The sequence below is a fragment of the Cupriavidus numazuensis genome, from assembly GCF_905397435.1.
In the GTDB taxonomy this organism is placed as follows: Bacteria; Pseudomonadota; Gammaproteobacteria; order Burkholderiales; family Burkholderiaceae; genus Cupriavidus; species Cupriavidus numazuensis.
Window position 1 is genome coordinate 277,266 of sequence record NZ_CAJPVI010000001.1, and the last position, 16,822, is coordinate 294,087.

General features: G+C 63.8%; 18 protein-coding genes. All 18 read right to left on the reverse strand.

All coding sequences use genetic code 11. From position 1 onward, the window contains the following. Window positions 1-6: 6 nt before the first annotated feature. The gene (locus KHO41_RS41765) at window positions 7-618 is read right to left on the reverse strand and encodes an endonuclease domain-containing protein (protein WP_342344452.1); all 612 of its coding nucleotides are present in this window, start codon (window positions 616-618) and stop codon (window positions 7-9) included. Further along, on the reverse strand, window positions 521-1,123 hold the full coding sequence (ureE, locus tag KHO41_RS01405) for an urease accessory protein UreE (RefSeq protein WP_211951519.1): 603 nt from the start codon (window positions 1,121-1,123) through the stop codon (window positions 521-523). Before ureE ends, KHO41_RS41765 begins: the two co-directional genes overlap by 98 nt. A 14-nt stretch (window positions 1,124-1,137) precedes the next feature. Further along, window positions 1,138-2,853: an urease subunit alpha gene (gene ureC / locus KHO41_RS01410; protein WP_211951520.1), complete on the reverse strand. Its 1,716-nt coding sequence runs from the start codon at window positions 2,851-2,853 to the stop codon at window positions 1,138-1,140. Continuing rightward, a complete protein-coding gene (locus KHO41_RS01415) occupies window positions 2,853-3,158 on the reverse strand; it encodes an urease subunit beta (RefSeq protein WP_211951521.1) in 306 nt (101 codons plus the stop codon). The genes ureC and KHO41_RS01415 overlap by 1 nt, the downstream gene beginning before the upstream one ends. Before the next feature lie 10 nt (window positions 3,159-3,168). Then, window positions 3,169-3,780, reverse strand: coding sequence for a HupE/UreJ family protein (locus KHO41_RS01420; RefSeq protein ID WP_211951522.1), 612 nt, complete (start codon window positions 3,778-3,780; stop codon window positions 3,169-3,171). Window positions 3,781-3,831: 51 nt separating this feature from the next. Continuing rightward, on the reverse strand, window positions 3,832-4,134 hold the full coding sequence (locus KHO41_RS01425; protein ID WP_011297175.1) for an urease subunit gamma: 303 nt from the start codon (window positions 4,132-4,134) through the stop codon (window positions 3,832-3,834). Between the two features lie 34 nt (window positions 4,135-4,168). Continuing rightward, window positions 4,169-5,038, reverse strand: coding sequence for an urease accessory protein UreD (locus KHO41_RS01430; RefSeq protein ID WP_211951523.1), 870 nt, complete (start codon window positions 5,036-5,038; stop codon window positions 4,169-4,171). 132 nt (window positions 5,039-5,170) lie between these two features. After that, on the reverse strand, window positions 5,171-5,863 hold the full coding sequence (urtE, locus tag KHO41_RS01435) for an urea ABC transporter ATP-binding subunit UrtE (protein WP_211951524.1): 693 nt from the start codon (window positions 5,861-5,863) through the stop codon (window positions 5,171-5,173). Window positions 5,864-5,865: 2 nt separating this feature from the next. Further along, on the reverse strand, window positions 5,866-6,714 hold the full coding sequence (urtD, locus tag KHO41_RS01440; protein WP_011297172.1) for an urea ABC transporter ATP-binding protein UrtD: 849 nt from the start codon (window positions 6,712-6,714) through the stop codon (window positions 5,866-5,868). Next, window positions 6,711-7,925 (reverse strand): urea ABC transporter permease subunit UrtC, encoded by a 1,215-nt coding sequence (gene urtC / locus KHO41_RS01445; protein WP_211951643.1) that lies wholly within the window; start codon window positions 7,923-7,925, stop codon window positions 6,711-6,713. Before urtC ends, urtD begins: the two co-directional genes overlap by 4 nt. Further along, complete coding sequence (urtB, locus tag KHO41_RS01450; RefSeq protein ID WP_211951525.1) at window positions 7,925-9,586, reverse strand: urea ABC transporter permease subunit UrtB; 1,662 nt, start codon at window positions 9,584-9,586, stop codon at window positions 7,925-7,927. Before urtB ends, urtC begins: the two co-directional genes overlap by 1 nt. 140 nt (window positions 9,587-9,726) lie before the next feature. Beyond that, window positions 9,727-10,983, reverse strand: coding sequence for an urea ABC transporter substrate-binding protein (urtA, locus tag KHO41_RS01455; RefSeq protein WP_211951526.1), 1,257 nt, complete (start codon window positions 10,981-10,983; stop codon window positions 9,727-9,729). A 336-nt stretch (window positions 10,984-11,319) separates the two neighbouring features. Beyond that, window positions 11,320-11,670: a cytochrome o ubiquinol oxidase subunit IV gene (gene cyoD / locus KHO41_RS01460; RefSeq protein WP_011297168.1), complete on the reverse strand. Its 351-nt coding sequence runs from the start codon at window positions 11,668-11,670 to the stop codon at window positions 11,320-11,322. Beyond that, a complete protein-coding gene (gene cyoC, locus KHO41_RS01465) occupies window positions 11,671-12,318 on the reverse strand; it encodes a cytochrome o ubiquinol oxidase subunit III (protein WP_041679857.1) in 648 nt (215 codons plus the stop codon). A gap of 5 nt (window positions 12,319-12,323) precedes the next feature. Then, the gene (gene cyoB / locus KHO41_RS01470) at window positions 12,324-14,297 is read right to left on the reverse strand and encodes a cytochrome o ubiquinol oxidase subunit I (RefSeq protein ID WP_011297166.1); all 1,974 of its coding nucleotides are present in this window, start codon (window positions 14,295-14,297) and stop codon (window positions 12,324-12,326) included. A gap of 8 nt (window positions 14,298-14,305) precedes the next feature. After that, entirely contained in the window at window positions 14,306-15,277 is a 972-nt protein-coding gene (cyoA, locus tag KHO41_RS01475; protein ID WP_211951527.1) for a ubiquinol oxidase subunit II, read from the reverse strand. A 569-nt stretch (window positions 15,278-15,846) separates the two neighbouring features. Next, window positions 15,847-16,323 (reverse strand): MaoC family dehydratase, encoded by a 477-nt coding sequence (locus KHO41_RS01480; protein ID WP_140950133.1) that lies wholly within the window; start codon window positions 16,321-16,323, stop codon window positions 15,847-15,849. Window positions 16,324-16,359: 36 nt separating this feature from the next. Next, window positions 16,360-16,803 (reverse strand): MaoC family dehydratase, encoded by a 444-nt coding sequence (locus KHO41_RS01485; protein WP_211951528.1) that lies wholly within the window; start codon window positions 16,801-16,803, stop codon window positions 16,360-16,362. Window positions 16,804-16,822: the final 19 nt, after the last annotated feature.

The window sequence follows — 16,822 nt, forward strand, 5'->3', positions numbered from 1 at the left end:
TCCTACTCAACCGCCGGACCGCTCCCCTCTCCCGCTTGCGGGAGAGGGGCTGGGGGAGAGGGCAGGCGCATCGTCGTGCCCTAGCTCCAACAATGACCTACGAACGGCTTCAAGCACAGCTTCTGTATGTCCTAATACTTCGTGGTTCCAAAACCGCAGCACATGAAACCCTTCGCGCCGAAACCAAGCGTCACGTCGGACGTCCTCTGCACCACCATGCTGGCCTCCATCGACTTCAATGACAAGCTTTAAGGCCATGCAGACGAAGTCTGCAATATACGGGCCCAATCGGTACTGGCGCTTGAACTTCTGGCCCAAGAATCGATGAGCTCGAAAGTGGTACCAGAGGCATTGCTCGGCATCAGTCTGGTTAGATCTCAGCATGCGTGCGAACGTAGGTGCTGGCAAGCGCCTACCCTCTCCCCCCGCCCCTCTCCCGCAAGCGGGAGAGGGGAGTTCCGACGTCGGCATGTCATGGCGTGGTCGCACCTTCATACGCCTGAAACTTGAACCTAAGACATCAATGCTTGTGCCCACAATGCTCGTCATGCTCATGCTCATGCGAGTGCGAGTGCGAGTGCGAGTGCCCATGATCATGGTCATGCCCGTGATGCTCATGAAACACCGCCTGCGCCGCCGCATAGTCTTCCGCGAAGGTGGCGTCATGCCCGTGCTTGTGACCGCCACCATAGGCACCCGCTTCCGGCTCGAACGGCGCGTCGATCTGTACAGCCTGCACACCCAGCCGCGCCAGCATATCCGCGAGCACCGGATCAAACTCGAGCCGCAGATAGTCGCGCCCCACTTCCACCGGCGTATGCCGGTTCCCGAGGTGATACGCGGCCCGCATCAGCGCATGCGCGTCGGTAGCGCGCACTTCCAGCACGCGCTCCGCAGCGGCCTGCACTTCGACGAAGCTGCCGTCTTCGGCCACCAGCAGATCACCGCCTCGCAGCACCGTGCCGCGCGGCAGGAACAACGCGGCCTCGTCGCCGTTGTCGAGCACGGCACGCAACCGGCTCTTGCTGCGCTCGCCAAACGGCAGAACCAGCTTGGGGGCGCGGCGCACAAGCACGGCGGCGATGCCGTGCGGCGCGCTCAGGACTTTGTCGATCTTCAGCATTGCGGGAACCAGAATCAGAACAGGAAATAGCGCTGCGCCATGGGCAGCTCCGTGGCTGGCTCGCACATCAGCAACTGACCATCGGCGACAACCTGGTAGGTCTCGGGATCCACGGTGACATGCGGCTGCCAGTCATTGTGCACCATGTCCCGCTTGCTCACCGTGCGCGTGCCGCGTACCGCCGACAGCGTCTTCGCCAGCCCGTACCGCTCGCCGACATTCGCAGCAAGCGCCGCCTGCGAGACAAAGGTCAGCGACGACTTGTGCAGTGCCCCACCCGCCGATGCGAACATCGGGCGGTAGTGAACCGGCTGCGGCGTCGGGATCGAGGCGTTGGGATCGCCCATTGCAGCAGCGGCGATCATCCCGCCCTTCAGGATCAGGCTCGGCTTTACACCGAAGAATGCCGGGCGCCACAGCACGAGATCGGCCCACTTTCCGACTTCAATGGAGCCGACTTCGTGAGCGATGCCATGCGTCAGCGCCGGATTGATCGTGTACTTGGCGATATAGCGCTTGACGCGGAAATTGTCGTGCCCGCCGCGCGCATCGTTCGGATCGCCCGGCAGCTTGCCGCGCTGCGCCGCCATCTTGTGCGCGGTCTGCCACGTGCGGATGATGACCTCGCCCACGCGCCCCATCGCCTGCGAATCGCTCGATATCATCGAGAACGCGCCGAGGTCATGCAGGATGTCTTCCGCGGCGATGGTCTCGCGGCGGATACGGCTTTCCGCAAAGGCAATGTCCTCGGCAATCGCCGGATCGAGGTGATGGCACACCATCAGCATGTCGAGGTGCTCGTCCAGTGTGTTCACCGTGTAGGGCCGCGTCGGATTGGTCGACGACGGCAGCACGTTGGCCTCGCCGCACACCTTGATGATGTCGGGCGCATGGCCACCGCCGGCGCCTTCGGTGTGGTACGTATGGATGGTGCGGCCCTTGAATGCGGCGATGGTCGCCTCGACAAACCCCGCCTCGTTGAGCGTGTCGGTGTGGATAGCCACCTGGGTGTCGGTCGCATCGGCCACGGAAAGGCAGGTATCAATCGCAGCCGGCGTCGTGCCCCAGTCCTCGTGCAGCTTCAGGCCAATGGCGCCTGCTTCCACCTGCTCAAGAATTGGCGCCTGCTGGCTTGCATTGCCTTTCCCGAGCAACCCGATATTCATCGGATACGCCTCGATGGCCTGCAGCATGCGCTCCATGTACCACGGCCCCGGCGTGACAGTTGTTGCGAACGTACCGGTGGCCGGGCCAGTCCCGCCGCCGATCATAGTGGTCACGCCACTCATCAACGCTTCTTCGATCTGTTGCGGGCAGATAAAGTGGATGTGCGTATCGATGCCGCCCGCCGTAACGATCATGCCCTCGCCCGCGATCACTTCCGTGCCAGGCCCTACGACGATCGTCACGCCCGGCTGGATATCGGGATTGCCTGCCTTGCCGATCCCCGCGATCCGCCCACCCTTGAGCCCGATATCGGCCTTGACGATGCCCCAGTGGTCAACGATCAGCGCGTTGGTAATGACCGTGTCGACGCAGTCCTTCGCCATGCGCTGACTCTGTCCCATGCCGTCGCGGATCACCTTGCCGCCGCCGAACTTCACTTCCTCGCCGTAGATCGTGAAGTCCTTCTCGACCTCGATCACGAGCCCGGTATCGGCGAGCCGCACGCGGTCGCCGGTGGTCGGGCCGAACATTTCCGCATAGGCCTGCCTGGAGATCTTCACCATTACAGCGCTCCCATGATCTTGCCGTTGAAGCCGTAGACGATGCGGTCGCCATCGAGCGCGACGAGTTCCACGGTGCGTGTCTGGCCCGGCTCGAACCGCACGGCAGTCCCCGCGGCGATATTGAGGCGGAAGCCACGCGTAGCCTCGCGATCGAACGACAGCGCGCCGTTGGTCTCGTAGAAGTGGAAATGCGAGCCCACCTGGATCGGCCGGTCGCCCGTGTTGGCCACCGTCACGCTCACCGTGGAGCGGCCCACATTGAGTTCGATCTCGCCGTCCGCAGGCATCAGTTCACCGGGAATCATCGCCATCTCCTCAGGCCATCAGCAGGCCGACGCCGTACAGCGCAACGCCCGCACCCGCCACGCGCGCCAGCCAACCCGCGCGATGGCGCAGATACGTGCCCGCCACGATACCCAACAGGTGCAGCGCCATGGTGGCCACGGCAAAGCCGCCGACATACGCCAGCACGGCCGGAAGCGCAGCGGCAGTACCGGGAAGCTCGGCACCATGCGCATAACCATGGAATACGGCGAAGCCGCCGACGATCGCCATGCCGGCCCACGCCGGCAGCTTCGCGCGAATTGCGACCAGCACGCCGACCACGAGCAGCGAGGCGGCAATCATCGGTTCCACCGCGGGCAGCGCCACACCGGCGAGCCCAAGGCCGGCACCGACCAGCATCAGCGCCACAAATGCGAGCGGCAGGCGCAACGTATCCGCTGCCGAGCGTGCGCACAGGGCGCTCCAGACACCCACCGCTGCCATCGCCAGCAAGTGATCCGCGCCGGTGAAAGGATGCAGCAGGCCTGCCCACAAGCTGGCCCCGACGGTAGCGGCATCATGGCCGGGATGGGCAAACGCGGAGGCGGCAGCGAGGGACAGCGTGGCGCCCAGGGCCAGGCGCGAGCAGGCGGAACGGTTCATATCGGCTCTCGATGGATGTTGTTGCTGTTGTCGGTGTGGTCCGGTAAGTCTTCAGACAATGGGATGGTGAACCGTGACGAGCTTGGTGCCGTCCGGAAACGTCGCTTCAACCTGGATCTCGGGGATCATCTCGGCCACGCCATCCATCACGTCGTCGCGGCTCAGCACGGTAGTGCCTTCGTGCATCAGTTCGGCGACCGTGCGGCCGTCGCGCGCGCCTTCCATGATTGCGGCGGTGATCAGCGCCACGGCTTCGGGATAGTTCAGCTTGAGACCGCGCGCGCGGCGGCGCTCCGCAAGCAGCGCGGCGGTGAAGATCAGCAGCTTGTCCTTCTCTCTCGGTGTCAGTTCCATTGTCGATGTCCTTGTTGTTCTCGTATTCCTGTCTTCAGGTGGCCCACAGCCGCAACGGCCGCGCCGGCACGCCGTGGATCGGCTCGCGCAGCGCGCTCCATGCATCGACCATGACATGCCTGACCGCTTCCATCTGTCGGCCCAGCACGCGCACCAGCAGCATCGACTGCGCCGGTGACGACAGGCATGTCACCCCGGCGCGCAGATCGGCCGCGTAAGGCAGGCGTTCCGCGAGCGACTCGGCCAGTTCTTGCGTCGCGCCATGTCCGACCGCCCACAGCGTGCCAAGCACCGACATGCCGTCAAGCCCCGCCACTGCACCGCGCAGTGGCGACCCGGCATCGAGATGCGATTGCTCGATCCACAGCGCACGGCCGTTGCAGCGCACCTGCGTATCCAGCCACAGCGCGCCCCGATTCCACTGCTCGCCCGAGGCCTGCCGGCCCAGCACGACGGCATCCCAGCCAATCGCGCTGCCGCCTGGCGCAATAGAAAGTTCGGTTGCAATGCGCGCGCGCGCATCGTCGAACACGATGTTTTCCTGCGGCAGCCAGTCGAGCCGCGCGCCTTCCTCGACGGTCAGGCGCACATGCTGCGACGCGTCACGGCCGAGCGACTTGTACCACTTGGTGGCGCCCGGCGTGGCGATCACGGCATGGGTGCCGGCTTCCGCATGCAGGTCGATATCGAGCGTGTCGCCGCCCGCCACGCCCGCCGGCGGATGCAGGATGACGGCATGACAGATATCCCCCTCCGGATAGAGCGGCTTCTGCACCATCAATGGGCCGCGATGCTGCCGCCCGGCCAGTACGGTGCGTGCGCCGCGCGCGGCAAAGCGCAGGCGCAGGCTGGCCTGCCATGCGGGCGGCACAGCAACAGTGGAAGGAAAATCGGGATGACGCATGGCTCGATGAATAGGCCGGCGATGCAAGCGGGGCAAGCTGCGGCACGCGCGCCGCAGCGGATGGCGGAAATCATAGCGCGCCGCCCGCCTCTGCGGAAGCGTCGCGAACGGCACCTGCACCGCTTCGCACCTTCACACGGCAATCAGCTCCCGCACGCCGTCCTGCTCCATGTTGGCGCCCTCGCCTTTCGCCACGACTTCGCCTCGGCTCATCACGACGTAATGGTCGGCGATATGTCGCGCGAACTCGTAGTACTGCTCGACAAGCAGCACCGTCATGCCGAACTCGTCCACCAGCAGGCGCAGCGCCCGTCCGATGTCCTGGATGATCGATGGCTGGATGCCTTCGGTCGGCTCGTCGAGAATCAGCAGTTCGGGCTCGCTCATCAGCGCACGGCCGATCGCGAGCTGTTGCTGCTGCCCGCCGGACAGGTCTCCGCCGCGGCGCTGGCGCATGGTGCGCAGCACCGGGAACAGCTGATAGATGCGATCCGGCACGCCCGTCGGCCGCGCCCGGCTCGCCGCGCCGATCAGCAGGTTCTCTTCGACCGTGAGCCGCGGGAAAATCTCGCGCCCCTGCGGCACGTAGGCGAGACCTGCCGAGACGCGCTCGTAAGGCGCTTTCTTTTCCAGCGCGCGCCCTTCCCACTGGATGCTGCCGCTGCGCGTGGGCACCACGCCCATCAGGCACTTGAGCAAGGTGCTCTTGCCCACGCCGTTGCGGCCGAGCAGCGTGGTGAGCTTGCCGCGCGGCACCTCGAACGAGACGTTGCGCAGGATATGGCTGCCGCCGTAGAACTGGTTCAGTGCATTGACCTGCAGCATGGCTATCTTCCCAAATAGGATTCGATCACGCGTTCGTCGCGCTTGACGCTGTCGAGCGTGCCTTCGGCCAGCACGCTGCCTTCAGCCAGCACCGTGACCCTGCCCTCGTCGCCGGCGAGCGCCGCGACGAACTCCATGTCGTGCTCGACCACCATCATCGAGCAGCTGCCGCGCAGGCTGTTCAACAGCGCGGCAAGCTGCATGGTCTCCTCATCAGTCATGCCGGCCACGGGTTCGTCCAGCAGCAACAACTGCGGCTGCTGCATCAACAGCATGCCGATTTCCAGCCGCTGCTTCTGGCCGTGCGACAGCAGTCCGGCCGGACGATAGGCCTCGTCCTCCAGCCCCGTCAGCGCCAGCGTCTCTTCAATGCGACGATGCCCCTCCCCGGTCAGCCGCGCACGCAGCGACGACCACCAGCGCTTGTCGGCCTTCATCGCGAGTTCGAGGTTTTCCCAGACGGCATGCTGTTCGAACACCGTCGGCTTCTGGAACTTGCGGCCGATGCCGACCTGCGCAATGCGCGGCTCGGTCATGCGGATCAGGTCGATGGTCTGGCCCAGGAACACGCGGCCACTCACGTTGGCATTGCGCGGGCCGGTCTTGCCGGTGATGACGTCCATCATCGTGGTCTTGCCCGCGCCATTGGGGCCGATCACGCAGCGCAGTTCGCCGTGGTCGATCGACAGACTCAGCTTGTTGAGCGCGCGGAAGCCGCCGAACTGCACCGTCACGTCTTCCAGGTAAAGGATGGGGCCATGCGAGACATCGATCGTGCCCGGCTCCACCACGCGGCCAAGGCCCGTGGCATTGCCGCTTTCCGCCTGGCCGTATTCGAGCGCGGCATTCATGCTTCACCTCCGGTGCGTCCTGCTACCGCAGGGCTGGATACGGCCTCGGTCGGCGCGGGCGCTGCCGGCGTGGCACGGCTGCTGCGTTCGCGCAGGCGCTTCCACAACCCGATCACGCCATCAGGCAGGTACAGCGTGACGAGCACGAACATCGCGCCGAGCAGGAACAGCCAGTACTCGGCAAAGTACGCCGTGAACATCGTCTTGGCGCCATTGACCAGGAACGCGCCGATCACCGGCCCGATCAACGTGCCGCGGCCACCGACGGCCACCCATACGGCCATCTCGATCGAGTTGCCCGGCGACATCTCGCCCGGGTTGATGATGCCAACCTGCGGCACATACAACGCGCCCGCAATGCCGCACAGCACGGCCGAGAACGTCCACACGAACAACTTGTAGCCAAGCGGGTTGTAGCCCGAGAACATCACGCGCATCTCGGCGTCGCGCACGGCCGTGACCACGCGGCCCAGCTTCGACGTCACGATGTAGCGGCACGCGACGAACCCGGCGATCAGCGCGAGGAACGTCAGCACGAACAGCGCCGTGCGCGTCTGCGGCGCGGCGACTGCGAAATCCGCGATGCGCTTGAAGTCGGTGAAGCCGTTATTGCCGCCGAAACCGGTCTCGTTGCGGAAGAACAGCAGCATCGCCGCATACGTCATGGCCTGCGTGATGATCGACAGGTACACGCCCTTGATGCGCGAACGGAACGCGAAGAAGCCGAACAGCCACGCCAGCACGCCGGGCACGAGCACCACCAGCAGCAGCGCGTACCAGAGATGCTCGGTGCCGTGCCAGAACCACGGCAACTCCTTCCAGTCGAGGAACACCATGAAGTCCGGCAAGTCGCTCTTGTACACGCCTTCGCGGCCGATGGATCGCATCAGGTACATGCCCATCGCGTAGCCGCCGAGCGCGAAGAACAAGCCATGGCCAAGGCTCAGGATGCCGCAGTAGCCCCACACGAGATCGAGTGCAATGGCGGCCAGCGCGAAGCACATGATCTTGCCGATCAGCGTCAGCGCATAGGCCGACAGATGAAGCGGATGCCCTTCCGGCACCATCAGCGCGCACACCGGAACGCCGACCGCCACGACGAGCGTCAGTATCGCCAGCGCAGCCCAGCCGCGCCCAGTGAACAGCGGCTGGCGCTCGGGCACCGACAGGCGGAACGGCGTGCCCGGGGAGTTTGAGTGAAAGCTCTGCATCATGCCTCCGCGCTGCGCCCCTTGAGCGCGAAAAGTCCCTGCGGCCGCTTCTGGATGAAGAGCACGATCAGCACCAGGACGAAGATCTTGGCCAGCACCGCGCCGTAGAACGGCTCGATGAACTTGTTGATGATGCCGAGGCCGAACGCGCCGACGATGGTGCCTGCCAACTGCCCCACCCCGCCGAGCACCACGACCATGAAGGAATCGATGATGTAGGCCTGGCCGAGGTCCGGGCCGACGTTGCCGATCTGCGACAGCGCACAGCCGCCCAGGCCTGCGATGCCGGCGCCGAACGCGAACGCGTAGCTGTCCACCTTCCACGTACGCACGCCCACGCAGGCAGCCATGGTCCGGTTCTGTGTCGTGGCACGTACGAACAGGCCGAGGCGCGTACGGTTGAGCACCGCCCATGCAATGGCCACGACGGCCAGCGCAAACAGGATGATCACGATGCGGTTGTAGGGAATCACCAGACCCGGCATCCATTCGACGCCGCCGCTCATCCACGCGGGGTTGGCCACCTCAACGTTCTGCGCACCGAACAGCGTGCGCACTGCCTGCATCAGCAGCAGGCTCACGCCGAACGTGGCGAGCAGCGTCTCCAGCGGGCGGCCATAGAGATGGCGCAGCACCAGCCGCTCGAGCACGAAGCCGACGATGCCGGCCGCCAGGAACGACGCCGGCAGCGCGGCAGGCAGATACCAGTCGAACGCACCAGGCGCATAGGTGCGGAACAACGTCTGCACCACATAGGTCGCATAGGCGCCGATCATCAGGAATTCGCCGTGCGCCATGTTGATGACGCCGATCAGTCCGTAGGTGATCGCCAGGCCCAGCGCGGCCAGCAGCAGCACACTGCCCAGGCTCAGGCCCGCGAACAGGTTGCCGACCAGTTCGGCACGGCGCTGGTCGCTGCGCAGCGCGTCGAGCGCCTGCTGCGCGGCGGTGCGCACTTCGACATCGGGTTCACGATACTTGCCATCGCTGCCGCGCTCGACCAGCGGCGCCAGTTTCTGGCGGCTTTGCGGATTGCTGTCGCGACCGAGAATGCGGATCGCTTCGAGCCGCGCTTCACGCTGGGCCGCGTCATCGGACTTCACTTCTTCCGCGAGCACGGTGGTGGCCCAGATCACGTCCAGCCGGGCGCGCAGACCGGGATCGGCCTCGACCTTGCGCGCCGTCTCCACGCTCGCCCGCGACGCATTCTCTGGTTGGTCGTACAGCGTGTTGATCGCCTGCGTGCGCACCGAGATATCGGGCGACTGCAGCAGGAATCCGCTTGCGGCGCTATCGACGATCGCGCGCAGGCTGTTATTCAGGGTCAATGATTCGAGCTCATCGGCCTTGACCGTCACTGGCTTGCCTGAGATGGCATCGACGGTCTTGTCACCTTCCTGGCGCACCATGCCCACCGACGGCGCATATTGCAGCGCGTCGTCCTGCAGCGCTTTCAGGATAGGGCCGGCCTGCTCAGGCGGCGCCTTGGCCAGCACGGACAAGGCCGCAGTCTTGGCATCGAAATCGTCCTCGGCCAATGGCTTGAGGTCGGCTTGCGTCAATGCGCCTGCGGCGGCTGCCCACAGCGGCACGGCAAGCAGCAGCACAGCCAGCATGGCGCGCAGCCACGACACGGCGATCTTCGGTAACGAATGGGACATAGGTGCTGGCGATTAGGCGGCACGTGGTCGTGCCTGCTTTTTTCTGGGAACCCCCGCGGCCCGGTCAGGCGCGCACCGCCACCAGCCGGCAACGGTGAGCCGGCGGAGCGCGCCTGCCAGGGGTGCAGCGACTGGCTGCCTTACATCACCTTGTCCGGCTTGCCTTCATTGCCGGAGATGAACGGGCTCCACGGCTGCGCGCGGATCGGCTTCGCCGTCTTCCACACCACCGTGAACTGGCCGTCGCCCTTCACCTCGCCGATCATCACCGGCTTGTAGAGGTGATGGTTGTCGCCCATGGTCAGCGTGAAGCCGTCCGGTGCCTTGAAGGTCTGGCCATACATGGCGGCGCGGACCTTGTCCGGATCGGTCGTGCCGGCCTTCTTCACGGCCTGCGCCCACATGTGGATGCCGACGTAGGTGGCTTCCATCGGATCATTGGTCACGCGCTTGTCGCCACCAGGCAGGTTGTTCGCCTTGACCCAGGCCGCCCATTGCTTCTTGAACGCTTCGTTCTCGGGGTTCTTGACCGACATGAAGTAGTTCCATGCAGCCAGGTGGCCGACCAGCGGCTTGGTGTCGATGCCGCGCAGTTCTTCCTCGCCGACCGAGAAGGCCACCACCGGCACGTCCTTGGCCTTCAGGCCAGCGTTGCCGAGTTCCTTGTAGAACGGCACGTTGGAGTCGCCGTTGATGGTCGAGATCACGGCCGTCTTGCCGCCCTGCGCGAACTTCTTGATGTTCGCGACGATGGTCTGGTAGTCGCTGTGGCCGAACGGCGTGTAGACCTCTTCGATATCCTTGTCCGCGACGCCCTTGCTCTTCAGGAACGCGCGCAGGATCTTGTTCGTGGTGCGCGGGTAGACGTAGTCGGTGCCAAGCAGGAAGAAGCGCTTCGCTCCGCCGCCTTCCTTGCTCATCAGGTACTCGACGGCCGGGATGGCCTGCTGGTTGGGAGCGGCGCCGGTGTAGAAGACGTTCTTGGACATCTCCTCGCCTTCATACTGCACGGGGTAGAACAGCAGCGAATTCAGTTCCTCGTAGACCGGCAGCACCGACTTGCGCGACACCGAAGTCCAGCAGCCGAACGTGACAGCGACCTTGTCCTTGGTGATCAGCTGGCGCGCCTTCTCGGCGAACAGCGGCCAGTTCGATGCCGGATCCACGACCACGGGCTCAAGCTTGCGGCCGAGCACGCCACCGCTCTTGTTGATCTCGTCGATGGTCATCAGGGCCACGTCCTTGAGCGACGTCTCCGAAATGGCCATGGTGCCCGACAGCGAATGGAGGATGCCGACCTTGATCGGTTCCTTGGACTGCGCCATCGCCAGCGGGCTGGCGCTGATCATCGCCGCGGCGGCTACCGCCGACAGCTTCAGCATGTCACGTCGTTTCATTGCAGCTCCCAGTTTGTCGTTTGGTTACGGGACTCAACGCACCCCGGGTGATGCATCTGCAACTAGCGTGCCATGGTGCACCGAGATGGCGGAACACGACAGGAAGCCGGCGGGCGCCCGGCAAGAGACAAATTGAGGGAGGCTGCCGAGGGGAAGCACCACGCTGGTGCCGGGCGAGCACGGACACCGACGCACCGCCTTCGTGCACGGTGCAATCGGGTGCAGAGTGCTAGTGGACGCGCCGGTCGACGAATGAGAGCGCACCCAGGCATGGTGCGGTGCCAAAAACAGAAACGGGGCCCGAAGGCCCCGTTTCTGTTCATTACCCGAAGACGATCACTTCATCATCCACGGCATCATGTTCGCGTTCATGTTGTGCATGATCCAGAGCGAACCGGCCAGCACGATGAACAGGATCAGCAGCGTGAACAGGAACGACATCACGTTCCAGCGCTGTTCCTTCGAACCATCCATATGCAGGAAGTACTTCAGGTGGACGACGACCTGCACCGCGGCCATGCCGAGGATGATCAGCAGGGTCGTGCCGCGGTCCATGGTGCCGTCCATCACGATCTTGAACGGGATGACGGTCAGGATCACCGCCAGCACGAAGCCGATCGCATAGGACTTGAAGCTGCTGTGGCCGTGCGACTCGGCGTGCGCGGACGCTGCGTGTTGCTGTGCCATTTACATTGCTCCCATCAGGTAGACCACGGTGAAGACGCCGATCCAGACCACGTCCAAGAAGTGCCAGAACAGGCTGAGGCAGTTCAGGCGCTTGGACATCGTCGGGGTCAGGCCCTTCTTGCTGACTTGCCACATCAGGACCAGCATCCACACCATGCCGCTTGCGACGTGCAGGCCGTGGGTGCCCACCAGCGTGAAGAACGACGACAGGAACGCGCTGCGGCTCGGTCCGGCGCCTTCGGCGATCAGGTGATGGAACTCGTTGATTTCCATGTACATGAACGCGGCGCCCAGCAGGAACGTGATGCCCAGCCAGACCAGTACCCGCCCCTTCGAGCGGTTCTGCATCGAGATCATCGCGAACCCGTACGTGATCGACGAGAACAGCAGGATGAAGGTCTCGACGAGCACGTAGTTGAGCTCGAACAGCTCCTTGGCCGACGGGCCGCCCGCCACTTCGCCGCGCAGGACGGCGAAGGCGGCGAACAGGCACGCGAACAAGATGCAGTCGCTCATCAGGTACAGCCAGAAACCAAAGATGGTGTTCTCGCTGGTGTCGTGGTGCGCGTGGTCGTGCGTCTCGTCGTGCGAGTGCGCATGAGCCGGGGCTTGCGCCGCCCCGAAGCGATCAAGGACTTCTGTCGACATGGTCATCAGGCCTGCGAAGCAATGCGCTGCAGTTGGCGCGTTTCAATCTGCTCGACCTCGGCGGCCGGCACGTAATAGTCGATGTGGTCATCGTTGGCGCGGCGGATGAACGACACCACCATGCCGACCAGGCCCACGGCGGCAAGCCACCAGATGTGCCAGACCAGGGCGAAGCCCAGCACCAGGCTGAACAGGCCCATCCAGAAGCCAGCGCCGGTGTTCTTCGGCATGTGGATCTGCTCGTAGCCGCTGGTCGGGATGGTTTCGCCACGGGCCTTCATGTCGGCGAACGCGTCCAGGTCACGCACCACCGGGGTGTGCGCGAAGTTGTAGAACGGCGGCGGCGACGAGGTAGCCCATTCCAGCGTGCGGCCACCCCACGGGTCGCCGGTCACGTCGGCCAGCTTCTTGCGGTCGCGGATCGACACGACGATCTGCAGCACCTGGAAGAAGATGCCCAGGGCCACGAACACCACGCCCACCACGGCCAGGTACAGCCACGGCGTCCAGGCCGGGTTGTCGGTGTGGTTCAGACGACGGGTCATGCCCATCAGGCCCAGCACGTACAGCGGCATGAAGGCGAAGTAGAAGCCCACCAGCCAGCACCAGAACGCGTACTTGCCCAGTCGCTCGTTCAGCGTGAAGCCGAACGCCTTCGGCCACCAGTAGGTGATGCCGGCCAGGTAGCCGAACAGCACGCCGCCGATGATCACGTTGTGGAAGTGGGCGATCAGGAACAGGCTGTTGTGCAGCACGAAGTCGGCTGCCGGCACGGCCATCAGCACGCCGGTCATGCCACCGATCACGAAGGTGATCATGAAGCCCAGCGTCCACAGTACCGGCGTGGTCATCTGCACACGGCCGCGGTACATCGTGAACAGCCAGTTGAAGATCTTCACCCCGGTCGGGATGGAGATGATCATGGTCGTGATACCGAAGAACGCGTTGACGTTCGCACCCGAGCCCATCGTGAAGAAGTGGTGCAGCCACACGATGAACGACAGCACCATGATGGCCGCGGTCGCGTACACCATGCCCTTGTAGCCGAACAGCTTCTTGCCCGAGAACGTGGCGATGACTTCAGAGAAGATACCGAATGCCGGCAGGATCAGGATGTACACCTCGGGGTGGCCCCAGATCCAGATCAGGTTCACGTACATCATGGCATTGCCGCCGCCATCGTTCGTGAAGAAGTGCATGTCGAAGTAGCGGTCCAGGCCCAGCAGCGCCAGCGACACGGTCAGCACCGGGAAGGCAGCCACGATCAGCACGTTGGTGCACAGGGCGGTCCAGGTGAACACCGGCATGCGCATCAGGGTCATGCCCGGGGCGCGCATCTTCAGGATCGTCACCAGGAAGTTCACGCCGGTCAGCAGCGTACCCAACCCTGAAATCTGCAAGGACCAGAGGTAGTAGTCCACCCCTACGCCCGGGCTGAAGTCGAGGCCCGACAGCGGCGGGTAGGCAAGCCAGCCGGTCTTGGCGAATTCGCCAACGCCCAGCGAGATGTTGACCAGCATGGCGCCCGACACGAACAGCCAGAACGACAGCGTGTTCAGGAACGGGAACGCCACGTCGCGCGCGCCGATCTGCAGCGGCACCACGAGGTTCATCAGACCCGTCATCAGCGGCATGGCCACGAAGAAGATCATGATCACGCCGTGGGCGGTGAAGATCTGGTCGTAGTGTTCCGGCGGCAGGACGCCGTGGGCACCGTTCGTGGCGAGCGCCAGCTGCGCGCGCATCATGACCGCGTCGGAAAAGCCGCGCAGCAGCATGACCAGCGCGACCAGGCAGTACATCACGCCGATCTTCTTGTGATCGACGGAAGTGAACCACTCATTCCAGAGGTAGCCCCACTTCTTGAAATACGTGATCGCGCCTAGCAGCGCAGCGCCGCCGAGGGCGACGCCGGCCAGTACGACCATGATGATCGGCTCATGAAACGGAATCGCCGACAAACTCAATTTGCCAAACATCATTGCTCCTAGGATTGCGCGCCCAGCGCCGGCTTGGCCGGCGTGGCCATGGACACCCGCTCTTCGCCGAGCGTGTTACGCGACGTACAGATCGGGCCGCCATCAAAACCCTCGCGGGCCATGGCATGGCCGTCGTTGCCCATGTATTGGTGCAGGACACCGGTGAACAGGCCGTCTTCGACCTTGCCGTAGTAGGCAACCGGCTCCGCTTCGCTCGGCTGGGCCAGGACCTTGTAGTCCGCGCTGGCGAGCTGACGTTCGGACGCGCGCACCTTGGCAACCCATGCGTCGAACTCGAAGTTCGACATGGCCGTCGCCTTGAACTTCATGCCCGAGAAACCGCCGCCGCTGTAGTTGGCGGACATGCCGTCATACGTGCCGGCCTCGTTGGCAATCAGGTGCAGCTTGGTCTCCATCCCGGCCATGGCGTAAACCTGGCTGCCCAGTTGCGGGATGAAGAACGAATTCATGATCGAATCCGACGTGATCTTGAAGTTCACCGGCGTACCCACCGGGAACGCGATCTGGTTGACCGTCGCGATCTTCAGTTCCGGATAGATGAACAGCCACTTCCAGTTCATCGCGACCGCCTCGACGGTGATCGGCTTCTGCTTGGATTCCAGCGGCTTGTAGGGATCGAGGTCGTGCGAAGACTTCCACGTGATGATGCCCAGCGCGATGATGATCAGGCAGGGAATCAGCCACACCACGACTTCGATGGCAGTCGAGTGCGACCAGTCGGGTTCATAGCGTGCCGAGGTATTGCTGGCACGGTACTTCCACGCAAACACCAGCGTCAGGACGATCACCGGCACCACCACCAGCAGCATGAGCCAGGTGGCGATCAGGATGATGCCTTTGATGTCGACGCCTACCTGCCCTTTCGGGTCGAGCAGCGTCATGTTGCAGCCGGCGAGCAGCAAGAGCAGGCCGAGGCTTGGCAGAGACCGCGTCCACCGCGGCAGTATGGGTTTCTTCATGTCACGACTGGTTTGGTTAGGCCGCGCTTGGGCAAAGCGTGGCTTCACCGCCTGATGCCGGAAGCAAGAGGCGTTGGGCTGAGGGAAAACCGGAAGGACGTGTCCTTAGCTGGCGTTGCGGTCTGGCGGATTTAACGCCGAGTGACCATGCGGCCTGATAACGCCATGAACACGGAAGGACAACTGACGACTGCGCGAGCGGCCCGCCTGAGGCGGTGGCACTGCGGCACCTGATGGCCGAAACCGCGAACGGTCCCGGCTCAAGACTGCGGCCGGGTAGCGTTGAACCACGAAGTTTTTGCACTTCCCGGCTGGCCTGCCTTGTGAGCAAGCGCGGTTTCCGGCCGAAATGTGCAACACGTAAAACATCGTGGGCGCGACTGTACCGCAATGCAACATTACGGGTAAACCCAACGACACAGAACACACTGTTCAGATAACCGGACAATCACAATATGCGATGTGACAGTCACTGAAAATGTGTGGCGTTGTCATCATTATCGTCAAAAACTGAAAAAGGCCGCCTCTCGACGGCCCTTTTCTTCCTGTATCAACAAAACAACAGTGGCTTAACCGTACCTGCGACTAATTGACTCAGCCACGCACACGGGACGGTCGCTGCCCTCGCGTTCGATCGTCACCTCCCAAGTGGACTGAGCGCCCACCAGTTCCGGCGACTTGGGCAGCGGGTCGAGCCGTTCGACCTTCTGCAGCTTGATACGTGCGCGCAGCTTGCTGCCCACCGGCACCGGTGCCGTGAAACGCACCCGGTTCAGGCCATAGTTCACGCCGATCTTCGACGGCATGTGCAGCGCGTTGTGCATGAACTTCGGCACCAGCGACAGCGTCAGGAAACCATGCGCGATCGGGCCGCCATAGGGCGATTCCTTCTTGGCGCGCTCCACGTCGACGTGGATCCACTGGTGGTCACCGGTCGCCTCGGCGAACAGGTTGACCTGTTCCTGGGTGATCTCCATCCAGTCGCTGACGGCGACCTCCTGTCCTTGCAGGCTTTCCAGTTCTTCGAGCGATGCGATGGTACGCATGTGGGTTATCTCCTCTGTGTGTGGGGTGTTGCGATCTCAGGCCGGGCGGCGGCCGTACATGCCCATGCCCTTGACCGTGCAGACCAGTTCGCCGCGCTGGTTGGTAGCTTCCCACTGGGTATGCACGACGCCACGGTCTGGCTTGGATTGCGACGGCCGGGTATCCAGCACGACCAGCACGGCGGTCAGCGTGTCGCCGGCGTAGACCGGCTTCAGCCAGCGGACCTCGTCGAGGCCCGGTGACCCCATGCTGGCCGACTTGCCCGTGGTGCTGAGCACCAGCAGGCGCATCATGATCGAGCACGTCATCCAGCCGCTGGAAATCAACCCGCCGTAGATGCTCTTGGCAGCGGCGTCCTTGTCGATATGGAACGGCTGCGGATCGTACTGGCGGGCAAAGCTGAGGATCTCTTCCTCGGTAACCAGGTAGGAGCCGAGTTCGCGGCGGCTCCCGACCTCAAAGTCCTCGAAATACAGCATGGATTTATCTCCGTAGTCG